A 24,515-nucleotide genomic window follows, 5' to 3' on the forward strand; every position below is an offset into this window, starting at 1 on the left:
ATTATTTCCGGATACGGCGTATTTTAAATAAGCTGAGCTTATGAAAATACTCCTTTGAATTATCTGCAAGATTATATTACAGATCTACTATTTATACCTTTGTATACACAATGAGAATTTCTTAGTAAAGGACTTCTTTCAGTTATTATTTTTCTGATTCCTTTGCTTAACTGAATTTATTTGAAAGATTACTTTTTACAAAAGAAGAAACAGCTTTTTAGTATCTTAATGTTGCATTTAAGTGAATCCATTCCATAAAAAAATATTTCATACTAAAAATTGGAAATTCAAGATTCAGATAAGTTTTATTATACTAAGGAGGGGGGAACATGTTTATCTTTTCCTATGAATAAAATAGGTATTCAAAGTCTACGAAAATATTCAAATAAGAGATAAATTTAAATGAGGGGTGACTGATGCGAATTATTATTGATTAATTTTAACAATATATCAAAATATGTCTCAACATAGATAGAGGAGCTTCTTTCAGAAACAGAGAGCTTTCTCTTTTAAAGCCAGTATATAAGAATTATTGCGTGCTGAAAAATATAAGTTTTGTCCTTTTCAGGACAATCTTTTTCTAACTCTTGGAGCGAATAGGGCAAATAAACCAACACTGATTAAAATATTCCCTAGTATAAAATTTATTGATAAAGGAAGTCTTAAAGTACTGGGATTTAATCCATATAGTGAAATCAGGAAAGATCAGTTTAGATGAGTGAGCGTGATATTTGGCTATAAAGATTGTTTATGGTGGAAGTTACCACTACGTTACAGTTTGGATCTGGTTCAAAAGTATTTCAAGCCTCTGAAGGAATGGGAACAGTCATTCCTTACGCAAAAATCACAGCAAAAATACGAGTGTTGTATCTTAAGGTTTTCAAAGACAAAGTGTGCATGAAGAGATTATCATCATGGAAAAGAAATTCGAATTAACTGGTGAAAGAAGCATGGTTTATTTGCATCAATTTTTAATTGACAATATATTATCAGTATATATCTATTGAAATCAGATGCTTTAAGAATTCCTTAAACCAATAATGAATAGATTTGCCGATATAATCTCTTTTCCGCTACATTAAAAGTCTTTGATTCATTATATATTCCACGCGTATTATGGTATTGTCGGGGCATTTACGCTATACAATCCTCTTGACTCTTACGAGGAAAGCGTAACAATGGACTATTGGCTGTGCTTTTTTAGCACGTGGCACTCTTTTAGAGTATGAATGAAAAACATCCAACCAATAGAAGTTTATTATGAGCACATTCATCAAAATTAAAGAAAAAATCGTTGATTAGAAAACTGTTTAAACCATGAATTTTACTCAAAAAAGAGTAAAATCTACAAGCAGTTATCCAAATATAGAATATCACCTTACATTAAATATGGCGAAAGAATTCTCAATGGTTGAATGCAATGGAAAGGATAACAAGCGTGCTGTTATTAAAGAGCTAATTTGTTGATTATGATTGAGATACATGCTTTGCTTTTCCAAGCTATGAGAAAGGTATGAAATTTGGTGAAGAAGTTTTGTATCTTCTATTGTGGGTTTTATCTTTATAAACTGAAAAAATATAATGCCTAATTACAAATATTTTCAAAAAAATACTTTTATTAGATGTATTGAGTTTTTTTTATGATTTACAATTTTTTATCGTTTTATTTGGGTTAGAGAGGATATGTATTTATTTCTATTTCTTTCTTTTTGTATTCAAAGTGTGAAGTTATCTTAATGTCAAAAAGTCATGATTGTGGAAAATGATGAACTTGATTGAAGTTGTTCCTCGATCTTGTAGAAACGAATGACTGTGAAATCGTTGAAATATGTAATAATATTAGATTTAGCGCTATCATTAAAGCACACTCTTAATTTTACCTTCTTTATTTTTTAATCAAAGAGCTAAGTTTGTCTTGATGCTAATTTTTTCTAGCTTAGCTATTTCTTTTCAATCTATGTTAAGATAAAACTATTTTTCTAGTATATTTCAATGAACTGCTTTGTATTTTTGTAAATTTGAAAACTATTTATATTATTATATTATATAAAAACATTATGTATAAATAAAAATATATTAAATATAATAAAACAATAAAATATTCATATGTTAACAGATTTTTATAAATCGATTATAAAATTTAAAGATACAAAATAAATAATTGACATAAATAAATAAATATGTAATTTATACATTATGAATATAATATAAAATAATAATTTTAATTTTTATTATCAGAAGATAAATATAGATTATAGGCATATGATATGAGGTTTTTTAGAGACTACAGTAAAGAAAATTTAATATTATAATAGGTGATTAAGATGAAGATATTTAAAAATTGTATATTATGTTTTGTTATAGTAGGTATTTTATTTTCCCATGTTTTAAAAGCTAATGCTGATTCCTTAAATAATAGATTTCAAAATGCTGGTTTCATTTCTGTAATGACACAGGAGAATAGAGTATTTAAAGCTGTTAATCTGATTATTAACCGCTTTAAAGGACAAAATACTGAGAAAAATATCCAAAAAGTTGCGGGTTTAATGGGGGCAGAGGCATTAATTTTTGGTTTAGTCGCATATCTTGTATATTTCTTTACTAGAAAGCCACCGAGTTCTAGTAGAGCGACAGGTGGAAGAACGTTCGATGCTTTTACTCATAGTGCATGGGCGTTTAACTAAAGGATATTTTACTTGCTGAATTTTAAATTAGTTTGCTGTTGAATATTTAGATTACTAACCGTGATTTAAAATCACGGTTTAGTTAGTTTTGTATTTATCGATATGATTATCAAGTTTTAATTCTGAAGAACCTCTCTATTTGCACTCTTGTTACAGAAATGCTTTTATTGAAAGCTTTTAATTTCTTTGTAGTTTACAATTTTTTTTATCATTTTATCTTAAACAAAGAGAACATGGATTCATTTCTATTTCTCTATTTTGTCTAAGAAGGGTGGAGTGATACTAATGTCAAAAAAAGTCATGATCGTGGAAGATAATGAGCTTAATATGAAGTTATTCCGTGATCTTGTAGAAGCGAGTGGCTATGAAACTGTTGAAACACGTAATGGTCTTATGGCATTAGATTTGGCACGTTCATCAATGCCTTCTCTTATCCTTGTGGATATTCAGTTGCCAGAAGTATCGGGAATAGATGTTATTAAACAATTAAAAGAAGATGAAGAAGTAAGATCTATTCCTGTTGTCGCTGTAACAGCTTTTGCTATGAAGGGAGATGAGGAACGAATTCGTGCAAGTGGTTGTGAAGAATATATGTCAAAACCTATTTCTGTTCCTCATTTTATTACAATGGTAAAGCATTTCTTAGATTGAAACTTTGTTAAGGAATGATAGAAAAAGACATTAAAAAATTTGTGAGCTAGCTGAAATTATATTGCAAATACTTTCATATCATCGCATGCGGATATATCTGGATATATCTAAGTTACCAGAATAGATTTTTTAAATTGAAACTGAGGTTTTAAAATTTTTCTATCCTATTTTTTTAGTTTTTATCTTTAAAGAGAAGCGGTTATTTTGCAGGCTTGTTTTCTTCTCGTAGGTATAAATTCAGCTCTGCATTCATCTAATAATTTGTTTTAGATGGGAAAAAAGCTCCATTTTTACCTGGAGCTTTATGTGTTGTACAAAAATTGAAATTAACGTTTCGAAAATTGGAACGAACGCCGTGCTTTTGCTTTACCGTACTTTTTGCGTTCAACAACACGACTATCACGAGCAAGAAAGCCGCCTTTTTTCAATATTGAGCGAAGTTCTGGTTCGTAATAGGTTAAAGCTTTGGAAATGCCATGACGCACTGCACCAGCTTGTCCAGAGAGACCACCCCCTGCAACGGTTGCAATAATATCAAATTGGGTATCTCTGTTTGTTGCAATAATTGGTTGACGAAGAATCATTCTAAGAACAGGACGAGAAAAATATTTATCAAATTCCTTATTATTGATGATAATTTTCCCCGAACCTGGTTTGATCCATACACGAGCAACAGCGTCTTTACGCTTTCCTGTTGCATAGGCACGCCCTTGTGAATCAAGTTTTTGCACGTGAACAGAAATGACATTTTCATGTGCTTCTGCAATATTTGTTACTATTTTAAGCTCAGAAAGAGAATTAATTTCAGCCATAATCAAGCAATCCTTTTATTTTTGCGGTTTAAAGCACCAACGTCAAGAGATTCGGGCTGTTGTGCTTCATGCGGATGCTGATTCCCAGCATAAATACGTAGATTCTTCAATTGGCGACGACCAAGAGGACCACGAGGAATCATGCGTTCTACTGCTTTTTTTATAACGCGCTCTGGAAAACGTCCCTCAAGAAGCTGACGCGCTGTACGTTCTTTAATTCCACCAATATAACCGGTATGCCAATAATATTTTTTATCTGTATATTTTTTGCCTGTGAGAGCTATTTTATCTGCATTGATGACAATAACATTGTCACCATCATCAACGTGTGGAGTAAATGTAGCTTTATGTTTGCCACGTAAGCGGTTAGCAACAAATGTGGCAAGACGGCCTAAAACAAGGTTTTCTGCGTCAATAATAACCCATTTTTTCACCACTTCAGTTGGCTTTTGTGAAAAAGTTGCCATAGAAGTATCCTTTAATTAGATCCCTTGAACATAAGGGTAATTTTATGCTGTGCGTTGAAAATTGTTACCATAGCGAAATATTTAACGCATACTGTCCACTCTGATATAATGTCTTTTGATTTACGTCAAGAGAAAATAAAAACTTAAAAAACAGTACTTTATGATTGAGGTATTGTGATACCATATTAAGAAAAGTTTATAGACGATTTAAACTTAAAATGAAGGATGCAAAAGATTTTATCCTTAACGCATGATTGTATTTTATTAACTTTTATTATAAATAAATAAAAATGCAGTGGTCTCGTTATTTTCTCAATGTTGAATCTTCTGCTTGTGGTCAAGCTTGGTTAAACGCTCTTGATGTTCGAGGGGTAAATAATGCGCGCGCTATTTCTCAAAAGTTTGGTTTTCCAGATCAGTTAGCTCGAGTACTTTCAGCAAGAGATGTAGATGAAGCTGATGCTGTTTCTTTTATTAATCCGACATTGCGTACGCTTATGCCTGATCCAAAAAGTTTTAGAGATATGCAATGTGCAGCAGAACGCATTATTAAGGCCCTTGTAAATCAAGAGAAGGTGGCGGTTTTTGGTGATTATGACGTTGATGGTGCTTGCTCATCAGCCCTTATAGCACGTTTTTTTCGTTGTTTTGGTATTGAAGTAAAAATTTATATTCCTGATCGTATTGTTGAAGGTTATGGTCCGAATGAACAAGCAATGAGAATGTTAGTGCAAGAAGGCGCCCGTTTAATTATCACTGTTGATTGTGGTGCGAATAGCCCAGATGCAGTAAAAGCAGCGAGGCTTGCAGGCGCTGATGTCGTGGTCTTAGATCATCATCAAATGTCAGAGATTCATCAAGAAGCCTTTGCTCTTATCAATCCTAATCGCCCTGATGATTTTTCTGAACAGGGGCATTTATGTGCTGCGGGAGTTGTTTTCGTTACGTTAGCTTGGGTTCATCATTTGCTGCGGAAAGAACATTTTAAAGGGCAGTTGCCTGATCTTTTAAGTCTGCTTGACCTTGTGGCATTGGCGACTATATGTGATGTTGTTCCATTACAAGGTGTTAACCGTGCTTTTGTAGTAAAAGGGCTTCAAGTCGCTCGTTCTATGCAGAATCCAGGAATAGCGGCTTTAATAAAGGTTGCACGAATCGGGGAGCCACTTAATAGTTTTCATTTAGGTTTTTTGTTAGGTCCTAGAATTAATGCAGGAGGGCGGATTGGCAACCAAGCTTTGGGAGCTCGTTTGCTTAGCTGTGAGAATAAAGGTGAAGCTGAGAAAATAGCAGAACAATTAGATCGACTTAATCAAGAGCGCCAAGAAATGGAAAGCATTCAATTAGCACAAGCAGAGTCCTATATTGCTTCTCTTTATCAAGATCAAGAAACACCATTGTCACTTGTAGTTTCTCATAAAAAATGGCATCCGGGGATCATTGGTCTTCTTTCTTCCCGTCTCAAAGAGCGTTTTTTTTGTCCTGTTTTTGCTATTGCTTTGAAAGAAGATGGAAATGGTGTAGGGTCAGGACGTTCAATTAATGGTATAGATTTAGGAGGAATCGTTCGTGAAGCTGTTACATTAAATTTATTAGAAAAGGGAGGGGGACATAGTATGGCAGCAGGGATTACAATTCAATCAACGAAAATTGAAATCTTTCGAACATGGCTAGAAGAAAAAGTGTCTTCAATGGTTTCACAGTTGCGTGCAAAAAAGTCTCTTAATATAGATGGATCTCTTTCTGCTTCTGGTGCCAATAAAGAACTGTTTGAATTGCTTGAAAAAGCAGGACCATTTGGGCCAGGAAATGCAACCCCTGTTTTTGTTTTTCCCTCTCATCGGTTAATAAATCTATCTGAAGTTGGTAAAGGTCATCTTCGTCTCATTATATCTAATATTGAAGGAAAAAAACTGCAAGGAATAGCTTTTTGTGCTGTAGGTACATCGCTCGGTGATTTTCTTTCTGAAAATATTGGTGAAAGAATCCATTTAGCAGGTCATCTTAGTTTGAATTATTGGAATGGAACGATCAATACGCAACTGCGCGTGATTGATGCAGCTGCAGTGATTTGAAAAAGATTTTTTTACACTAGATATCTAGATTAGAGGCAAAAGTACAATTCTCTTGTATAAAACGAAATCGTGCTTCTGGTTTTGTTCCCATGAGACTTTCTACAGCTTTTTTTGTTTCTTGCATTTCTACTGCATCAATAGAAATGCGTAACAGTGTGCGTTTTTGAGGATGCATAGTCGTTTCTTTAAGTTGTTCTGCGCGCATTTCGCCCAATCCTTTAAAACGTCCGATTTCAATTTTAGCTTTTCCAGTAAATTCAGTTTTTAGTAATTCATCCTTATGGATGTCATCACGTGCATAAGCAACTCTTCCTCCTTGCGATATTCTATAAAGAGGGGGGACGGCAAGATATAAATGCCCCTGATGAATAAGGTCGGGCATTTCTTGAAAGAAAAAGGTTATGAGGAGGGAAGCAATATGAGCACCGTCAACATCAGCATCTGTCATGATGATAATACGTTCATATCTAAGATCCTTTTCACGATATTTAGAGCGTGTTCCACATCCAAGAGCAAGGATAAGATCATTAATTGTTTGGCTTGAGTTCATTTTTTCATCTGCAGCACTGGCTACGTTTAAGATTTTGCCACGAAGAGGTAAAATTGCTTGGTTTGCTCGATTTCTTGCTTGTTTAGCGGATCCCCCTGCAGAATCTCCTTCAACAATGAATAATTCGGTACCAGAAGCATGGTTTTGGCTACAATCTGCAAGTTTACCAGGTAGGCGTAATTTACGTACAGCAGTTTTTCGATTTATTTCTCTAGCTTGGCGCCGTCTAACACGTTCTTCAGCACGTTCAATAATCCAATCGAGCAATTTTGTTGCTTCTTGTGGAGAATTTGCTAACCAATGATCAAAAGGATCCCGTATTGCACTCTCAACAATACGCTGTGCTTCAATGGTTGCTAATCGATCTTTTGTTTGTCCAACAAATTCAGGATTGTTGATAAAGACTGAAAGTATTGCAGTTGTTGAAAGCATAATATCGTCAGAGGTAATAATTCCTGCACGCTTATTCCCTATTAACTCAGCATAGGATTTCAAACCACGCAAAAGAGCTTGACGCAATCCTATTTCGTGTGTTCCTCCTTCTCCCGTAGGAATAGTATTACAGTAAGATTGTATACAAGGATCACCACTATGCCAAGCAATAGCCCATTCAATGGCACCATGGCCATTATTTCGTTGCATTTTGCCTGAAAAAATTTCTGACGTTACTAAACATTCATCTTTTAGTAATGAGAGTAAATAGTCTTTAAGTCCATTGGGGAAATGAAAAATAGCTTTTTCAGGAATATTTTTTGTGCTTTCAAGTATGACTGGATTACAAGTCCAACGAATTTTTACTCCGCCAAAAAGATAGGCTTTGGAGCGCGTCATCTTATAAATTTTTTCTGGATCAAATGTTTTTCCACCAAAAATTTTCCAATCAGGATGAAAACGAACGCGCGTACCACGACGATTATAAACATCTCCCAGATCTTCTAAGCCAGTTTGAGGAATACCTCGTGAGAAACGTTGGCGATAAAGTTTTCGTTCTCGGGCAACTTCAACTTCCATATCATCCGAAAGAGCATTAACGACAGAAATTCCTACTCCATGAAGTCCTCCGGCTGTTTGATAAGCTTTTCCATCAAATTTTCCACCTGAGTGGAGTTGTGTCATAATAACTTCAAGAGTAGATTTATCCGGCATTTGAGGATGATTTTCGACAGGAATACCGCGTCCATTATCTGTAACAGTTATATAATCGTTCTTATCTAACGATACTTCAATGGTGTCTGCATAACCAGCGATAGCTTCATCCATCGCGTTATCGATAATTTCGGCAAATAAATGATGAAGCGCTTTACTATCTGTTCCACCAATATACATTCCAGGACGTAAACGCACAGGTTCTAAACCCTCAAGCACTCGAATAGAGAGGGCATTATATTCATCTTCTTGCGTAGTTTTCGCACTTTTTTTTGAAATCATTGCTTTTGATTTTATTGGAGATTGCAGAGTGCTTTCTTTTGTATCTACCAGAGACTGGGCTTTATTTAAAACACTAAAAAGATCCTTCTCATTACCGCTCATAGTGTTTAGCTATCTACCTCATAAAATATTCATTAAAATGTATCTTATGCCTGTTTTTTATTTAGAAATCAATGTGTTTAGGAAACATCGATTGTTGGACCAAAAATTTGTTCAAAAGTTTTTTTGAGAGCGATATCAATATCATGCATTGTTACAGGGTAACCTAGATCAAGAAAGCTTGTTACACCGTGATTTTTAATTCCACAAGGAATAATTCCTGAATAATGGGCTAAATTAGGATTAACATTGATAGAAACTCCATGCAAACTTACCCATTTGCGCACTCGAATACCAATAGCTGCAATTTTATTTTCGGCAGAAAGATCATTTTGTTTTGATGGGTAATGAGATTGTTTAATCCAGACACCAACTCGATCTTCTCGTCGTTCGCCTTTAATATTAAAGTTTGCAAGCATTTGTATAACCCATTCTTCTAGTGCTCTAATAAAAGCTCGAATATCTTGTTTTCGGCGTTTAAGATCAAGCATAATATAAGCAATACGTTGTCCTGGACCATGATATGTAAATTCACCGCCACGACCTGCCTCATAAACAGGGAATAAATGCGGCGCTAGAAGATCTTTTTTGTTTGCACTCGTACCCGCCGTATAAAGGGAAGGATGTTCAAGGAGCCAAACTTGTTCATGCGCGGTTTTTGAAAGAATTTTTTCGACACGCCCCTGCATATAACGCAGAGCTTTAGGGTATTCAACAAGATGATCACTTATTTTCCATTCAACGGGTGGATTTCCTAAAATTGCATTAAAATGATACGATAAGTGATTACGATCCGTCGGTTTTAATTCAAATGTCATTGGTAATTTTTGTCTTGATGTTTGAGTTTGTGTTGTAATTAGAAAAATAATAAAAAAATAAGATAGGTGATAATTTATAAGAAGTGCAAGAAATTTTATTAAAAAAATCATCCCGCTCTTTTTACCATCTTCCTGTTGCACCACCTCCACCTGACGATCCACCTCCCCCTCTGAATCCTCCTCCTCTTGAATGTCTACCAAAGATTCCATTCGAGCTTCGACTGTTGGCATTTAAGTTTAGAAACCAAGGTGTGAAAATAATACCCAGCCAAAAATACTTGCATGGACCTACTTTTTTACCAAAAATCATAGCAAGAATGGGTAAACCAACAACTATAAAGAGAATGAGAAATATGATTATATTTATAATCATTTCCTCTTTTTCAGCTTTTTTACGCTGTTCTTCAACAAATTTTGCTTTTTGATTGATTCGAAAAGAAAAATTAGCATCGCTTTGTGTGATCACTTTGATAATTGCATGAACTGCTTCGACAATTCCTTTTTGATAATTTCCTTCACGAAAATTAGGAATCATGAAATTAGTAATGATAACAGAAGAAATGGCATCTGTTAGTTCTCCTTCTAAACCATAGCCTACCTCAATACGCGCTTTGCGTTCATTTGGTGCAATAACGAGTAATATACCGTTATTGATTTGTTTTTGACCTAATCTCCATGTGCGAAAAAGAGAATTGCTGTAAATTTCTATATCATTACCTGAAAGAGTAGGGAGCGTTACAAGAACAATTTGATCTCCTGTTTTTTCTTCAAGTGTAGCTAGTTTTTCCGTTAAATCTTTCTTTGTTGTATGGTCAAGTAAATGAGCCATATCGTTGATATAACCTGTTAAGGGAGGGAATTTAGTGTGCGCGTACGTGATATTCTCTAATGCAATAATTAAATATAGAATACTCAAAGGAACCCGTAAACGTAGAAAAACACGACGTTGTATGGAGTGTTGAAATAGTTTCATTAATTAAAATTAACCTTTGGCATTTGTTGGCTATCGGTATCAATCGTAAAAGTTGGCATAGGTTTAACATCGTGAAACCATAACTTGACCCAAATCATTGTTGGCATTGTTTTGAGTGCAGTATTGTGGACACGTACTGCTTCGATATAATCTCGGCGTGCAATGGAGATACGGTTTTCAGTTCCTTCTAATTGTGATTGAAGAGCAAGAAAGTTCTGGTTTGCTTTAAGATCAGGATAGTTTTCGACAATAGCCATAAGCCGCGAAAGTGCACTTGATAAATTTGCTTGATTTTTCAGATATTGCTGCAAAACTTCTGGATTATTCAACATATCTGAATTAATATTTACTTGTGTTGCTTTGGCACGTGCTTCAATGACATTTTTGAAAACGGTTTGTTCATGGGCTGTATAAGCTTTAATTGTTTCTACGAGGTTAGGGATAAGATCTGTACGGCGTTGATATTGATTGAGCACTTCACTCCATGCTGCATGGGCTTTTTCTTCATTTGTTGGTATTGTATTGAATCCGCAGCCACTTAAAAATGGTACTAACCAGAGCAAAAAAATAACGATTAAAAATTGTTTCAATATTTTAAACATTGAAGCAGATTGTACATTTAACATAAAGATGTCTCCACAAATATTTTATGTATCATATAGGGTTTAGCTTCTTTATGGAAAGTATTTTGAATTTTATAAACAGACATTATCATTAATAAATTGATATCTGTATGTGTTTTTATTATAATCAAATAATTTTTTGATATTCAATCGGTAATATAGATATCTCCTTATGAAAGATCAATGGTATTTAACTTAATTGTTATTACAGAAGATTATATAATTCTTCTTTCTTTTCAGAAAAGAGAAATAACAATTGGAGAAGGAGAGAATGTTAAGAAACAATCTTATAGAAAAATAGAAGGTAGGGAGAATCTCCATTTTCCCTTCTTTAGAAGTTATGCTTAATACATTGGAAAACAGGCGTTTCCATCATGTATATTCCTAGTGAGAAGAAGAAGGGGGGGGCATACAATAAAAAGTGCTTAACTGCAAAGTGAAAAGTTTGATGAATTGGCTAGAGATTATGATCGTGCCCGCGTTATATTTTCAGTGGATGTCGGTGTGGGGATAAGCATCGCATTAGAAGGAATTATTAAACTTTTTAGGGAACGAACATCAATATTATGCTATGTTATCGATGTATCGGCAGATATGATTAAGCGGGGGAGAGGGAATTTTCTTATAGTGCAGTGGTATTATGGCCGAGCTGAAGACCTATAGCCGAAAATCGGCGTTATCGATTTTATCCTTGTTGCGCAGGCAGTTAATGGATGCACTGCCTTAAGCTGCTTGGCACTGTTTCATGATCAACTTCGAACTAATGATGTCATGGCGGTTGTTCAAAATAACTGTGGTTTCAAATCTAGCGAATTTCTAAAGATTTATAAGAAATTAGTTCATGAAGATGAGTCTAGATTATTCCTATTATTATCATAATTTTGATTTTTTACAGGAAATTAGGAATGGCTTTGGGGTAAAGCCAGAAAAGATTTCTTATCATACGCACAATTGGGTGCTGATGATCCTGTCTGAATCTTTTCCTAGAATGAACTGCTCTTCAATACAAGTGTAACGCGCATTGAGAGCTGTGGGGAAGAGTATTTGCAGCAGTTGATGCATTGATAAAGAAATATGAAAGGCAGAAAGTTTGGAGTTTTTGTATCGGAGTGAGCTCTATATGTATGGGATAATTTGATATCGATAATTGCTTTTGTTTTCTGGTAGCACATCAGAGCACAGATGATGGATAGAAAATTCACGCATTATTAAAGTGTATTTTGAGAGGGGGAAACAGCTTTTTCAGAATTCAAATTGACGTTTCATTATATCTGATTTTCACTGTTCGTTTAATTATATGGGAGTTTATTAATAGAAAACTTATGAACTGTATGATAAAATTGAAGGGCTTTTTTAACAGAAGATTTTTTATAAAATGGAAAGAGGTGGATTGAATGGAAATGTTCTTTAATTTTTATGATTATTTTTTACTATGAAATGAGGGTTTTATTAAAATAGATTTCGAGAGAAAAAACTGAAAAAAATATCACAGGAAGAATTTTATAGTAAAAGTGGTAGATAGTTTTAAAAAGTCTATAAATGCTCAAAAAAGTGGTTTTGAAGAACCTTAAAAACAAACCAATTTTAAAATTGGCTCTAAAATTAGATCCAAATGACAAAAAAAGCAAAATAGAACCCCATCATAAGAAGTATTTCTATCTTTTAATATATAATATAAAAAATAATATATTAATTATTTTTTTAATGTAAAATGAATTTTTTATTCTATTTTAAATTAACGAGTTAGGCCGAGTTTTTGATGATCTTATTAAAGATATACTTTTCAGGTTTCAAGCTAGTGTATTTAGTAAGAGTGGCAAATAAGCTCAATTTTTTCTCTATGTTGATGTTTTGAATAAGTTTTAATTTTCCATCAAGTTCCATTGTGTGTGCTGTTCTATCTCCGAGGGACAGAGTGTTTTTTGCGTTCATGCTAGATTGCATCAGCTATCTATTTAAGCTTTTTTATAAGTTCAGTGAAAATAGTTTAGGGTTTAAAATGCACTACCTTTGTCTTGCTTGTAAATATCTTCAATCTACTGTTAGCGTTCTACTTTTGGGTAATGCCTTTATTTTAAGGAATGGCTTTAAAAAATTCTTTTCGTTTAAAGAGTCGTTATAATTTTTTTGCTTTATAGAAAAATCAATAATATTAAGCATTGTACTTTAATTAAAAAAGAAAGAAAATTATGACTATTATACTAAAACCATGCGAGGTAACGCTTAGTGAACTTGAAGCTATTTATTTTAATGGTGAAGTAAGTAAACTTCATAATGACACGCATTTAGCTATCGAGAAAGGAGCGCAGCGTATTGCTGAAATTGCTGCTGGAAGTGAGCCTGTGTATGGTGTTAATACTGGTTTTGGGAAATTGGCTTCAATTAAGATTGATGCGGATAATCTTGCTGTTTTACAGAAAAATCTTATTTTGTCGCATTGTTGTGGAGTAGGAAAACCTTTAGCTAAAAATATTGTGCGTTTGATAATGAGCTTAAAGCTTATCTCTTTAGGAAGAGGGGCTTCTGGAGTTCGTCTAGAATTGGTAAGATTATTGGAAAATATGCTTGTAAGAGGCGTTATTCCTGTTATCCCTGAAAAAGGATCTGTTGGCGCTTCAGGTGATCTAGCCCCACTTGCTCACATGACAGCTGTTATGATGGGAGAAGGAGAAGCATTTTTTGAAAATATTCGTATGAGTGGAGCGGCTGCATTGGAGAAAGCGGGATTGTCTCCCATTACTTTAAAGGCAAAGGAAGGTTTAGCTCTTATTAATGGGACACAAACATCAACAGCGCTTGCACTTGCAGGTCTTTTTCGAGGTTATCGGGCATTGTGTGGTGGATTGTTGGCAGGAGCTTTGACGACAGATGCCATTATGGGATCAACAGTGCCATTTCATCCTGATATCCATGTTTTACGAGGACATTATGGGCAGATGGCTGTTTCGAAAACATTAGAAAAGCTTGTCGAGGATTCAGAAATTCGTGCAGCACATTTACGTGGTGATAAGCGCGTACAAGATCCTTACTGTATACGTTGTCAGCCACAGGTTATGGGGGCATGTTTCGATATTTTACTAGCAGCAGCAAAAACGCTGATTGTTGAAGCAAATGCTGTTACAGATAATCCATTGATTTTAAGAAACGGTGAGGTTGTATCAGGTGGTAATTTTCATGCTGAACCTGTAGCGTTTGCTGCTGATCAGATCGCTCTTGCTTTGTGTGAAATAGGATCTATTTCTCAACGACGTATTGCTCTTATGGTTGATCCAGCAGTTTCTTATGGTCTTCCAGCTTTTTTAGCGCATAATGCTGGTCTTAATTCAGGTTTTATGATCGCTGAAGTAACAGCAGCGGCTTTAATGGCTGAAAATAAACAAATGGCCTATCCAGCTTCTGTTGATTCAACACCAACTTCAGCCAATCAAGAAGATCATGTTTCAATGGCTTGCCATGGTGCGCGCCGGTTATTGGTAATGAGTGAAAATCTTTTTACACTTATTGGCATTGAAACGCTTGTTGCAGCACAAGGCATTGAATATCGTGCGCCTTTAAAAACAAGTACTCTTTTGCAAGCTGTAATGAAATGTTTACGCAAAAATATCGCTTCCCTTCAGGAAGATCGTTATATGGCTCCAGATCTTCATAAAGGGCATATACTTGTGCGTGAAGGACACTTATTATCTGTTTTACCGGAAATTTTTCCTCAACTAGAACCTAAATAATATTTATTCTGAATTAAAAAAGAAGTATATACCTAATTATTATGATTATTTAGATAAGAATTGGGGAAATGATGAATAGATATATGATAATTAGTAAATATTTTTTATCTATTATTTGTTATGTATTCATTTGACATTAAACTCTTTATTTAATAAAATTATTTTATATTATAGATTAGTTATTATTAATTAATAATATAAATATTTATTTTTTAAAAATTTATTTTATAATTTTTGTAACTTTTAAATAACACACAATAAAAAATAAATGTCGAAAAATCGCTTATTATATATTTTAATGGCAGCCATTATTTGTTTTTCACCAATTATAGAGGTTTGTGCGAATCTTTCGAAAGAAAGATTTCGACGGGATAATTTTATTGCTCTGCGTGAACAGAGGAAAGATGTTTTTGTTCAGATAACAAGTGGGGGTGTCATGAGTATTTCAGGTCAAAAAAGTGGGAAAAATAGTTGTTCTCTTATTGGGCTAATCGGCTCAAAAGTTGAAAGAATGATATTTACTGTAGTAGCTCTTTTCTTTGGAATTAAAGTGGTTTGGATTCTTAAGACATGGGCTGAAGCTAAATTTTCTCGCGCCATTGAGGAATGGCGAGATTCGTTGTATCATTAACTAAGTTACATAAATTAGTTTCAAAAAATGAGTTCATATGTTACCGAATCCAATTTATGATTTTTAGAGCTAAAAAGTGTAGAAGGTTTAAAAGAAATTAAAATATTTTCTTCCTAAATATCATTCTATTAGTTTAAAGCTTTTATTTATAGAACTGAAAAATTTATGATTAATATTTCATTAAATCCGATGTTTTTTGCAGAAAAATAAAAATATAAAAATGAATTAAATGACAACTATAAAAAATTTGATTATCATGTAACCTCAATAAAATGACATAAAGCTATAAGCTATAAAAAGCTGATCACTCGCAGTAAAAGTATTTTTCATTGCCTAGAATAAAGCGTTTGGAAGGCTATTGTTTAATGCTTTTAAAATATATCTTCGAAAGAAAATATGCGGCTTTATTTAATCATAAAGCTGTTATTGTGGTGTGAATTTTAATCAGCATCAATAAAAAAGGAAAAAAATGGCAATAAATGAACTAAAACGAGGTATGAGCAAGCGCCAAGTTATTTTTTTAGCTCTTGGTTCTGCTATTGGAACAGGTCTTTTTTATGGGTCTGCACAAGCAATTAAGCTTGCTGGTCCAAGTGTTTTGATTGCTTATTGTATTGCTGGTTTGGCTATTTTTATGGTTATGCGTGCTTTAGGTGAGATGATTATTCAAAATCCATTGCCAGGTTCTTTTGCTCGTTACGCGGCAAATTATGTATCGCCATTAGCAGGTTTTTTAACGGGGTGGACATATGTATTTGAGATGATTCTTGTTGGTTTGGCTGATATTACAGCTTTTGCAACTTATATGGGGTTTTGGTATCCTGGTGTAGCTCCTTGGATATGGGCACTGAGTATTACGTTAATTATCACGGGTATTAATTTAGCTGCTGTAGAGGTATATGGTGAACTAGAATTTTGGCTGTCTTCTATTAAAGTTTTTGCTATTATTGCGATGATTATTTTAGGGATAGCAATTATTTTTTGTGGTTGGGGCGAAAGTACAGATTTTTCTACTGTTACTGTTCATAATTTATGGAAGAATGGTGGTCTTTTTCCCAATGGTTGGTTCGGTTTTTTAGCTTGCTTTAGTGTTGTTGTCTTTGCTTTTGGTGGCATAGAAATCATTGGGATGGCAATCATGGAAGTCCAAAATCCTCATCAAACAATTTCAAAGGCAATTAATGCTACTCCAGTTCGCATTTTGCTTTTTTATGTCATGGCATTAGCTATTTTAATGTCACTTTATCCTTGGAATGAAATTGGCCTTATGAATAGTCCTTTTGTGTCCATTTTTGAAAATCTTGGGATTTCATATGCGGCAAATATTTTAAATATTGTTGTTGTTACAGCAGCTATTTCTGCAATGAATAGTGGAATGTATGGTGCTTGTCGTATGATACATGGTTTATCGCAGGAAGGTTATGCTTTGAAAAAATTTCAGTATTTATCAAAAAACGGTATACCAGTTTTTGTTATTTTGATGATCTTCGGTATTTTTCTTCTTGGTGCTGTTCTTAATTATTTTTACCATGAAAGGCTCTTTTTTCTTATTGCAGCAATGGCAACATTTGCGACGGTTTTTGTTTGGATGATGATTCTACTTTCGCAAATTTTTATGCGGATGAAGATGTCTAAAGAAGCACAGAATGGTTTAAAATTTCCAATTCCATTTTGGCCAATAGGATCGCTTTTTTCTATTTTGTTTATGGTTTTTATTTTTATTCTCTTATGGTACTTCGATGAGACACGACCAATTTTAATTATAGGTTTTAGTTGGATTATTTGGCTTGTTATTTGTTTTTATGCACTTAAATTCTATAATTTTAAACGAAAAAACTGCAATGAAATATAAATAGAGTTTAAACTAAAAACAAATAGTTTATGTTTTCAAGCAAGCTAAGTATTTGATCGTTATTTTCCAAAGATTGGAGTTTATCTGCCAATTATCATTTTACTTTGGAAGTTTTTGTGAGCCATTGCTTATGATAACGGTCAAATCAATATAAATATTAGGTGTTTTTTTATGGTGAGCTGGCCATTAATCTAGGCGGTTCGTATTAAAATATTTAACAGTGTGTAGATACTATAGGACTCTCTCTTTTTCTAAGCTTATTAATGAAATTCTGTTACATACGAGAAATTATTGTGAAAATTATTTTTATTATTTTATTAATTTTTTCATTTTTACTCAATTGAGAAAAAAAGAGTTTTTATGTGAAAAGAAGGGGGGCTTCAGCGTCCTTTGAAAGGATATTGGGGGTGTTTAGAGTAAAGGGGGGAGAAGTTTTTTCCATTTCTATGGTCATTTTTTCAAAGAGGATTGGCATTGGTAGAAACAGTGGATAATAGAGTCGCTGAAGGCATTATACTATTGCATTTATAAGAATTTTAATAGAGAGCAGAAAGATATCACAATAAAATTTCATAGAAGAGTAAATTTAAAGAGAGTGATGAGGGCGCGGCAGTTTTATGATTCTTGTCGTTATTGCCGTTAAAATAGTGAGCACAAAACTTATTTTTTTATAAGATTATGTTTCATTGAATGTTTTTGCTGATTTTTATTATAATGTTGGTAACATCAATATAGGATTAACTTTTATCACCAGTGGAGAAGGAAAAATCATTCAATATCATTATAAAAGGTGCTTAAGAATGCTACGACTAAATCTAAATCACATATTACAATAGTTTTCTCCATTCTTGGAGAGAGAGGTAATGTTTATATAGACATAGACAAGAAAATATAAAGTTTTTTGCTTCTCATTTCTTTTGGGGTTAAGACATCAATGTAACAGAAGAAAATCTGACGATTGATGGTATGAAAGACTGCTATGGCAGTTATTCAGAAGAATATGAAACAGGTTTTGGGGTTAGTTTAAGCAAGATCCATGTTTTGTTCAATGGCGTTTTACTCATACTCAGAGGAGGTAGGTGTTTATGCAGTTCAGCATGCTAAAATCGAAATAAACTACTCTATTTTGTTGTTGTCTCCCAAGCTGTTGAGCAATATCAGTGCTGATAGAAATAGAGTATTAGAAGTTTTTGGAAAATAATTGGGGGGGCTAATTAGCTCAACATAAGACGCGAAAGAATCTGATGGATGGCTACGGTAATACGGAGTTAGATTTTATGTTCATAGCCGTGGCGGTATAATAGTGTATAGCGTGCTGTATTCTTAAAACAACAAGGTGTACGGGATCTAGGAGGAAAAATAGAGGTTAATCTCTATGAATCAACTTCGAATGCTGAGGTAATAGCAGATTTGTGATATTATGCGAGCGGAGACAAACAAACTACGGTTGGCTTTGATGGGTATAAAGATGATTTTATAAATACAGTAATTGGTGGGAAAAGTAGGAAAAATGTTTACAAATGCTAACAACTCTTAGACTTCTCTTAGAAATACGAGCTATATGTGTCAAAAGCTTTATGATTTGTCTCATCTAACACAAATTTCTTGTAGAAGAAAAAATGAAATAAACTTTAAATTATTGAGTGTTTAAGCTCTATTGATCATAACTGGATGTCAGTTTAATAAGCTTTGCCTAGGATACTTGAGTATGTAGAAGAAGCTTGGAGGGGGGGCTGAGGTAGAAAAAGCCTTCTAGAATGTGGAATGCCAATCCCTTATGATCTCAATCTAGAAATCAAAAAGATAAGTGTCAGTATCAAAGAATCCATTGAAGTGTGCATGTTTCAAGCTGGTTTCTGTAATAAAAAAGTGGGGGAGAGCGATTTGGTGTAAGAATTATAAATCCGAAAACTTTCTCACTTGCCATTTTAGGCGCTGTCATTCCTCAGAGAAGTATCAAAAATTAGTTTGAGTAGTCTTTTTTAGAAAGAGCCTAGCACATATTTAAGTCTTCCAGTTGGGTTCACCATCTTTATCTTCGCTTGGGATGGAGGATTGTTTTCTCAACAAATCATTTTAATGCTATTGATCTATGGGTTCAAAAAATTTAGGTTCAGGCACAATATTTTATAAAAACATCTATTTAGGTTGTAATTAAAATATTGAGAATAATTATGATGCATAACGTTGATAGAATCTAATTTTAGTAGTAATTTTTCTGTATTTTTGATATGACATTAACAGCATAGTCATCGGGAAGAAATAAATGATAATGAAAATTAATGATATCCATCATTGTTTTAGAAGTGAAAAAAACAGCATGTAAAATAATTTATAAATTGTTTTGTGATATCAAAATTATTTAAGGATAGGAAAATGAAGCAGATTTTTAAATTATTAAGCGGGATGGCCCTATTTGTTATGGCTGGATGTTACTCAGAACAGCCTTCTCAGACGGTTGTCGATGCGTGGGAAAAGTCTGGAGCAGATCAAATTGAGATAAAAAAGGCCTTGTTAGAATGTGGAATACAGCATCTTGATGGTCGTTTTGATACAGAAAAAAGCACTGATGAAAAGTTCAATGCAGAAGAGTCAGTGAATGTGTGTATGATACACGCAGGATTTCAGGATAAATTGGGAAGGGTGAAGTGGTGTGAGAAATATAAGAATCTTCCAATTTGTCAACCTGATGCTGTTATTCCTAAACGAAGTTTAGAAAGGCGCTTGCAAAGTCCTCATTGTGAAGAGAACAAAGAAAAACCAGAATGTCAACCTTAAATTTTGATGCGGTTGTGATCAATAATTCTCTATTTTTGTTTTCACATGGAGAAAAAGGGTTGTTTTTCGATGTCAGCAATATTGCATGCAAAAGAAGTCTTAGTACAACTTATAGGCCTTTTATTGTGCATGTTGAGGGAGGGGAAAATGAGAAAAATATTGAATGCTGTAATTTTATTAGACTATTATGAGAATGTGTTAGCAAATTTCCTCTGTCGGTATTGGTGTTATGATATGAAATCCGGTTTCAATAAATATTATGTTCGAACAAGGAGTATCGAAATGTGATTGGAAATCAATCGAGGTTTCTCTTGAAAATGTCGATTCTCATACAAGTTAGTTTTCAGTAATTCTGAGTGCGTGACTAAAGCAGGTTATCAATACAAATTTTAGGATTCAAAGGGAATTTTGCATCAGCACCGCGAAGTGCTTGATAGTAGGGTGTTAGCAGGTTATGGATAATGATACTTTTGTTGTAATCAAATGAGAATGACGTAGAATAATTTTGTTAAAATACTTTAATGATAATAAACAAATTGCTTTCATAGAACTGATTTTGATGAAATATTTTATTTTTTTCAGTTTTAGGAGAATGGGTATTTCATTGTATTTTGGGTTTTATCAGGAAATATAAAGTATTGTACGAGTAAGTTTGATGTAAATAGCTTTTTGTTTTATAATCCGCTTTAAGGTAAGATTCTATATTAAATTCAAAATGTTGATGAGAAGAGGAAAGGGAGTTTTGTTTATTTATGCAGTTTCTTTGTTAGATAGCTTAGAGTTTTTATATAGCATTAGCTTATGCGTGAGGGAGCATTTTCTGAGATCTTTGGTGTGGTTGGAGTAATGTTGCAGCGCTCATAGCTTTTATATATTTGCATCATTTTGAGCATTTAAATCTTAACAATTTTTCTCATTTTATTATGTTTTTATTTTCTTGCAGTGAAAGAAATTTAATATTGAAGTTCTACAAAATTTATATTTCCTCGAGTTTTTTGAGATTAGTTTTTCAGTGCTTTGTGGTATAGCTTTTAGAAGTTTTGGTGATTAATCCTTTAGGAGATCGTTAATTTGTTCTTCTTTGAAGTAAAATACAAAACATATTATTAAAATTATATTATTATCTGAAAGGATAATAATATAATTTTGTTTTATTCTTATTGTATTTAATTTATGGTTTATTTTTTTGCCGGTATTTTTTGTTTTTATTGAAAAAAAGAAAGCTGTGAAAAACAATGGTAAGTAAGGTATCTAGAAATCACTTGTATTTATGCGTTTTTACAGCAATTACTTTTTCTTTTTTGTTAAATATAAATATTGAAGCATGTTCTCATTCATTTGTATCACTGTCATGTGATGAAAACAAATTACCTTATGGATGCGGTGATGGTGCAAAGCATACAATTAGTGATAAAATATATAAGTTTATGCTACCTGTTAAAGGAAAGAATGACAAGAGCAGTTCTCTCATGTTGCCTGCTGCTATAGTCGTAAAAGAGCCAAATACAGTTATTCAAGCAATGCGTGTAGAAGTTGAAGGTATTGCAGGTACAGAAGATATTTATGGTGCTGTTGTATCACGAGGGGGAAAAATTGTTTTGAGCGATTCGGCTTTTAAAAATGTCTCAATAGGTGTTAAAGCTGATAGCGGAATGATTGAGGTCAATCGTGGAACAATTAAAGCTTTTCAGGTAGCTGCTTATGCAGAGAAGTTAGGAGCATCTATTACGTTAACGAATACAAAAATTAAGGTGGAAGGTCAAGGTAGCGGCCAAGAGAGCGCTCTTTTTGTTGGTGCTGATGCGGATATCCAGATGATAGGTGGATTTATTGATGTGAATGATGTCGCTGCACTTTATGTAGGTATAAGAGGAAATGCAACTTTAAATGATGTTACCATTACTGCAAAACGTCAAAAAACAGAAGATAAAGGAAATACAACTGAAAAAACTGCGTATACAGTTTTCAATGTAAACCAACATGGCTCTATTAATTTGAAGAATACTAATATTGTTTCTACTGATGTTCATATTTTGACAGTTGGGCAAGATTCTCAGGCACAATTCCGTGTTGGTCAGGAAGGAGATATTTCAATTTCGCGGGTTAACATTGAAGATTCAACAATTAAAGCAATAGGTAAAAAACATGGTATGCATTTTGAGATGAGGGAGGAGAATAATGCGTATGAACAAGGACTTATCTTTTTGAAAAGGACGGTTTTTGAGGTTTCAGCTGGAACAGCTATTCATAGTAATAATAGTCGTAGTTATATTGCAGTAACAGAAGGTACAAAAATTTCTGGTGATTTATTATTAACAACAGAAAAGGGGGGGATTGTAGCAATTTTGGCTGATTCTTCTTCATTGATAGGAGGGACTCGTATTGCTGATGATTCTATCGCTGAACTTTATTTGACAGAAGGATCAAAATGGTTTTTGACAAAAAAAAGAGAAATAGATTCGCAAATCGCAAACCGTACAAGTTCGTTTATTTCATTTGTAAAACTTTCTGATAGTTTTATTGCTTTTGAAACTCCAATGTATCAGGAGTATCAGACACTTTATATTGGCAAGGGTGAGCAAGAAGTTTATAGTGCACAAAATAGTGCAGATATTTATCTCAATACATATCTCAGTAGTGATGGTTTACTCGATAATAAACGGACGGATCGACTTTTAATACATGGTGATGTTTCTGGAAAAACGACAGTTTATGTGCAATTTGTTGCAGAGAATCAGGGGGAAATAGAATCCAGTGAAAATGCTCATAGTATTTCACTTGTTCAGGTTTCTGGAAAAGCAGTAGAAGATTCTTTTCAGTTAAATCGTTCTTATATTGTATTGGAGGGTTTACCGTACCAATATTATCTTCGTGCTTATGGTCCAGATTCCGCTCTTGGAAATGCACAAACTTCTCAAAGATTGGTTAAAGGAGATGGGGATTTTTGGGATTTCCGACTTGAAAGTAAATATATTCAGCCTACTTCGGAGGGGGCTGTTATTCCTCATTCTGAGTTAAAGATCAGAGAGGTTGTTCCACAAGTTCCGACCTATCTTCTTTTACCAAATACTTTATTTCATGTTGGGCTCATGGATATAAGTAATCAACAAAAGCAGTTGCAAGTTATGCGGTCTAATCCTCATAAATCATTAAAAATTGAAGAGAATTTTGCTTTATCTGTTCATAGTTATGGTGGAAGTTATCGTTATGTCTCAGATCTTTCTACACTTGAATATGGATACGATGGTAATATTAATTATAATGCTATAGAAACAGGAATTTTGCTCAAAATAATAGAAGGAGCATATAGTACGGTATCTTTTGGGATTATAGGAACTTACGGGAAGTTTTCTTTACAACCTCATAACGTGGAACAAAGTCGAAAAAGCACATTTAATAAATGGTCATTTGCGGCGTCCAGTAGTGTGGAACATAACATTGGTTTTTATGTAGATGGTCTTTTATCTTATGGTTTGTTTAAAGGGGATGTACTTACCTATGCTTGGGGTAAGACCGCGACATTAAAAACAAATCCTCTGAATATTTCGTTTTCTGTTGGTAAAGTGTTTATGCCAGGACGTAAAGGTCTTATTTGGGATCCGCAGATTCAGCTTATTCATCAATATCTTAAATTTCATAAGTTTCACGATGTTGATGGATTTGATGTTGAGATGAAGAAAATAAGTCAATGGTTAGTGCGTATTGGTGGGCGTTTAAGTAAAATATTTACAGAATCTGAAAAGGATCGTAGCATTTCTTTTTATGGCAATGTTCATCTTGCTAATTGTTTTGGTAAAAAACAATTTGTTTATTTTAAAGATGTTTTTCAGTTGGGTTCTTTCGGTTCTTTCTTAGAAGTTGGTTTGGGTGTCAATTCACAGTTTTTTTCTAAAGTTATCCTTCACAGTGAGTTTAGTTATCAGCATATGTTAAGCAAGGCAGGTTTTTCTGGTGTTCGTTTTTCTGGTGGATTGCGCTATCATTTTTGATATTTTTTTAGCAAAAATAAGAAATATGATTTTCAAAGTTTTATTCTATCGCAGGATTAAAGCTACTTTTTGTGCTATTTTGACTATAAATGTTGGGAATACATTTGCCAATCAGCCTTTTAGAAATAGCAGCATTAGTTATCCTATATTCTGTAAGATACCGTTGTTTAAGGTGTGCTCATATTAGGCATGAAAGGCAGTGGAAGATTAACTGTTAATTTTGGATCTTTGTTTTAAGAAAAGGAAGAGGATGCGTAAAATGCACAGCCTTATAATTTCGTGAATGATGAGCATTTTTACCATCGAATTTAATATAATTAACGTTCTAATTAAGATAATGCTTTTAGTAAATTATGTTAC

The 24,515-nt window shown here is 33.6% G+C and carries 16 protein-coding genes; 10 read left to right on the forward strand and 6 right to left on the reverse strand.

The features are described 5' to 3' along the window. The first annotated feature begins 1,317 nt into the window (after positions 1 to 1,317). From GGR08_RS08245 to GGR08_RS04500, 3 genes are all read left to right on the forward strand, one after another. The gene (locus GGR08_RS08245) at positions 1,318 to 1,467 is read left to right on the forward strand and encodes an antA/AntB antirepressor family protein (RefSeq protein ID WP_246350124.1); all 150 of its coding nucleotides are present in this window, start codon (positions 1,318 to 1,320) and stop codon (positions 1,465 to 1,467) included. A gap of 857 nt (positions 1,468 to 2,324) precedes the next feature. After that, positions 2,325 to 2,684: a hypothetical protein gene (locus GGR08_RS04495; protein WP_183194190.1), complete on the forward strand. Its 360-nt coding sequence runs from the start codon at positions 2,325 to 2,327 to the stop codon at positions 2,682 to 2,684. Between the two features lie 285 nt (positions 2,685 to 2,969). Further along, positions 2,970 to 3,335 carry a response regulator gene (locus tag GGR08_RS04500; RefSeq protein ID WP_183194191.1) on the forward strand — a complete coding sequence of 122 codons (366 nt, stop codon included), beginning with the start codon at positions 2,970 to 2,972 and terminating at the stop codon, positions 3,333 to 3,335. A 326-nt stretch (positions 3,336 to 3,661) separates the two neighbouring features. Here GGR08_RS04500 and rpsI read toward each other — a convergent pair whose 3' ends face one another. Both rpsI and rplM read right to left on the reverse strand, forming a co-directional pair. Next, the gene (gene rpsI / locus GGR08_RS04505; protein ID WP_183194192.1) at positions 3,662 to 4,147 is read right to left on the reverse strand and encodes a 30S ribosomal protein S9; all 486 of its coding nucleotides are present in this window, start codon (positions 4,145 to 4,147) and stop codon (positions 3,662 to 3,664) included. Positions 4,148 to 4,149: 2 nt separating this feature from the next. Continuing rightward, complete coding sequence (gene rplM, locus GGR08_RS04510) at positions 4,150 to 4,614, reverse strand: 50S ribosomal protein L13 (RefSeq protein ID WP_183194193.1); 465 nt, start codon at positions 4,612 to 4,614, stop codon at positions 4,150 to 4,152. Between the two features lie 290 nt (positions 4,615 to 4,904). On the opposite strand from rplM, the gene recJ reads away from it, so the two are divergent. Beyond that, a complete protein-coding gene (gene recJ / locus GGR08_RS04515; RefSeq protein ID WP_183194194.1) occupies positions 4,905 to 6,689 on the forward strand; it encodes a single-stranded-DNA-specific exonuclease RecJ in 1,785 nt (594 codons plus the stop codon). Positions 6,690 to 6,705: 16 nt separating this feature from the next. Here the strand turns inward: recJ and parE are convergent, their stop codons facing one another. The 4 genes from parE to GGR08_RS04535 all read right to left on the reverse strand — a co-directional run bounded on the left by parE (position 6,706) and on the right by GGR08_RS04535 (position 11,183). Then, entirely contained in the window at positions 6,706 to 8,769 is a 2,064-nt protein-coding gene (parE, locus tag GGR08_RS04520) for a DNA topoisomerase IV subunit B (RefSeq protein WP_183194195.1), read from the reverse strand. Between the two features lie 77 nt (positions 8,770 to 8,846). Next, positions 8,847 to 9,584, reverse strand: a complete 738-nt coding sequence (gene lipB, locus GGR08_RS04525) for a lipoyl(octanoyl) transferase LipB (protein ID WP_183194213.1) — start codon at positions 9,582 to 9,584, stop codon at positions 8,847 to 8,849. Positions 9,585 to 9,705: 121 nt separating this feature from the next. Beyond that, positions 9,706 to 10,557, reverse strand: a complete 852-nt coding sequence (locus GGR08_RS04530) for a TPM domain-containing protein (RefSeq protein WP_183194196.1) — start codon at positions 10,555 to 10,557, stop codon at positions 9,706 to 9,708. Beyond that, the gene (locus tag GGR08_RS04535) at positions 10,557 to 11,183 is read right to left on the reverse strand and encodes a LemA family protein (protein ID WP_183194197.1); all 627 of its coding nucleotides are present in this window, start codon (positions 11,181 to 11,183) and stop codon (positions 10,557 to 10,559) included. The genes GGR08_RS04530 and GGR08_RS04535 overlap by 1 nt, the downstream gene beginning before the upstream one ends. Before the next feature lie 450 nt (positions 11,184 to 11,633). On the opposite strand from GGR08_RS04535, the gene GGR08_RS04540 reads away from it, so the two are divergent. The 6 genes from GGR08_RS04540 to GGR08_RS04565 all read left to right on the forward strand — a co-directional run bounded on the left by GGR08_RS04540 (position 11,634) and on the right by GGR08_RS04565 (position 24,155). Next, the gene (locus tag GGR08_RS04540; protein WP_183194198.1) at positions 11,634 to 11,843 is read left to right on the forward strand and encodes a hypothetical protein; all 210 of its coding nucleotides are present in this window, start codon (positions 11,634 to 11,636) and stop codon (positions 11,841 to 11,843) included. A gap of 1,526 nt (positions 11,844 to 13,369) precedes the next feature. Then, on the forward strand, positions 13,370 to 14,905 hold the full coding sequence (hutH, locus tag GGR08_RS04545) for a histidine ammonia-lyase (RefSeq protein WP_183194199.1): 1,536 nt from the start codon (positions 13,370 to 13,372) through the stop codon (positions 14,903 to 14,905). Positions 14,906 to 15,173: 268 nt separating this feature from the next. Beyond that, positions 15,174 to 15,536: a hypothetical protein gene (locus tag GGR08_RS04550; RefSeq protein ID WP_183194200.1), complete on the forward strand. Its 363-nt coding sequence runs from the start codon at positions 15,174 to 15,176 to the stop codon at positions 15,534 to 15,536. A 469-nt stretch (positions 15,537 to 16,005) separates the two neighbouring features. Further along, a complete protein-coding gene (locus GGR08_RS04555) occupies positions 16,006 to 17,388 on the forward strand; it encodes an amino acid permease (protein WP_183194201.1) in 1,383 nt (460 codons plus the stop codon). A 2,376-nt stretch (positions 17,389 to 19,764) separates the two neighbouring features. Beyond that, the gene (locus GGR08_RS04560) at positions 19,765 to 20,166 is read left to right on the forward strand and encodes a hypothetical protein (RefSeq protein WP_183194202.1); all 402 of its coding nucleotides are present in this window, start codon (positions 19,765 to 19,767) and stop codon (positions 20,164 to 20,166) included. Between the two features lie 1,235 nt (positions 20,167 to 21,401). After that, entirely contained in the window at positions 21,402 to 24,155 is a 2,754-nt protein-coding gene (locus GGR08_RS04565; protein WP_183194203.1) for an autotransporter outer membrane beta-barrel domain-containing protein, read from the forward strand. The last annotated feature ends 360 nt before the right edge of the window (positions 24,156 to 24,515 follow it).

The sequence above is a fragment of the Bartonella fuyuanensis genome (assembly GCF_014197255.1).
Lineage (GTDB): Bacteria > Pseudomonadota > Alphaproteobacteria > Rhizobiales > Rhizobiaceae > Bartonella > Bartonella fuyuanensis.

Coding starts and splice junctions, on each gene's coding strand:
- GGR08_RS08245 (WP_246350124.1), top strand. CDS start 1,318: ATGAATTTTACTCAAAAAAGAGTAAAATCTACAAGCAGTTATCCAAAT.
- GGR08_RS04495 (WP_183194190.1), top strand. CDS start 2,325: ATGAAGATATTTAAAAATTGTATATTATGTTTTGTTATAGTAGGTATT.
- GGR08_RS04500 (WP_183194191.1), top strand. CDS start 2,970: ATGTCAAAAAAAGTCATGATCGTGGAAGATAATGAGCTTAATATGAAG.
- rpsI (WP_183194192.1), bottom strand. CDS start 4,147: ATGGCTGAAATTAATTCTCTTTCTGAGCTTAAAATAGTAACAAATATT.
- rplM (WP_183194193.1), bottom strand. CDS start 4,614: ATGGCAACTTTTTCACAAAAGCCAACTGAAGTGGTGAAAAAATGGGTT.
- recJ (WP_183194194.1), top strand. CDS start 4,905: ATGCAGTGGTCTCGTTATTTTCTCAATGTTGAATCTTCTGCTTGTGGT.
- parE (WP_183194195.1), bottom strand. CDS start 8,769: ATGAGCGGTAATGAGAAGGATCTTTTTAGTGTTTTAAATAAAGCCCAG.
- lipB (WP_183194213.1), bottom strand. CDS start 9,584: ATGACATTTGAATTAAAACCGACGGATCGTAATCACTTATCGTATCAT.
- GGR08_RS04530 (WP_183194196.1), bottom strand. CDS start 10,557: ATGAAACTATTTCAACACTCCATACAACGTCGTGTTTTTCTACGTTTA.
- GGR08_RS04535 (WP_183194197.1), bottom strand. CDS start 11,183: ATGTTAAATGTACAATCTGCTTCAATGTTTAAAATATTGAAACAATTT.
- hutH (WP_183194199.1), top strand. CDS start 13,370: ATGACTATTATACTAAAACCATGCGAGGTAACGCTTAGTGAACTTGAA.
- GGR08_RS04550 (WP_183194200.1), top strand. CDS start 15,174: ATGTCGAAAAATCGCTTATTATATATTTTAATGGCAGCCATTATTTGT.
- GGR08_RS04555 (WP_183194201.1), top strand. CDS start 16,006: ATGGCAATAAATGAACTAAAACGAGGTATGAGCAAGCGCCAAGTTATT.
- GGR08_RS04560 (WP_183194202.1), top strand. CDS start 19,765: ATGAAGCAGATTTTTAAATTATTAAGCGGGATGGCCCTATTTGTTATG.
- GGR08_RS04565 (WP_183194203.1), top strand. CDS start 21,402: ATGGTAAGTAAGGTATCTAGAAATCACTTGTATTTATGCGTTTTTACA.